This window comes from Staphylococcus sp. EG-SA-2, assembly GCF_017152085.1.
Genome location: NZ_JACYHC010000111.1, coordinates 1 through 552, shown reverse-complemented (window position 1 = coordinate 552; position 552 = coordinate 1). Strand labels below are relative to the sequence as shown.

Below are 552 nucleotides of genomic sequence, written 5' to 3'. Positions count from 1 at the left end.
CAGCTCTTGTCACAGCAATTTTAACGTGTTCATATGTTAATCCTCCTTGAACATATGCTTCATAAGGAGGACGAATAGGTCCATCTGCAGATAATTCAATCGATGAACCTTGAATAAACGTACCAGCAGCCATAATAACATCATCTTCGTAACCAGGCATATAACTCGGTTCTGGACTAAAATGTGCATTAATTGGGGATGCGTGTTGAATACTTTGACAAAATGAAATCATTTGTTCTTTCGTTTTAAATTTAACTGTTTGAATTAAATCAGTTCGTTTTTCGTAGTACTTCGGCGTTGTGTTCATATTCATTTTTTCTAAAAATAAACTAGTAAACAATGCCCCTTTAAGACTCTGACTGACAACATGTGGTGCTAAAAAGAAACCTTGATACATTTCAAGCAATGCATTTAATGATGCACCTGCTTCTTTACCAATACCAGGTGCTGTCAATCTATAACCACATCGTTCAATTAAATCTTTTCTACCAGCAATGTATCCACCAATCTTAGCTAAACCACCGCCAGGGTTTTTAATTAATGATCCTGCTA

1 protein-coding gene is annotated in these 552 nt (G+C 35.9%); it reads right to left on the bottom strand.

Annotated features, from left to right (window positions below):
* Positions 1-552 (bottom strand): methionine gamma-lyase family protein (locus IDG60_RS01080; protein WP_206160383.1); only part of this gene is annotated, 552 nt, incomplete at both ends.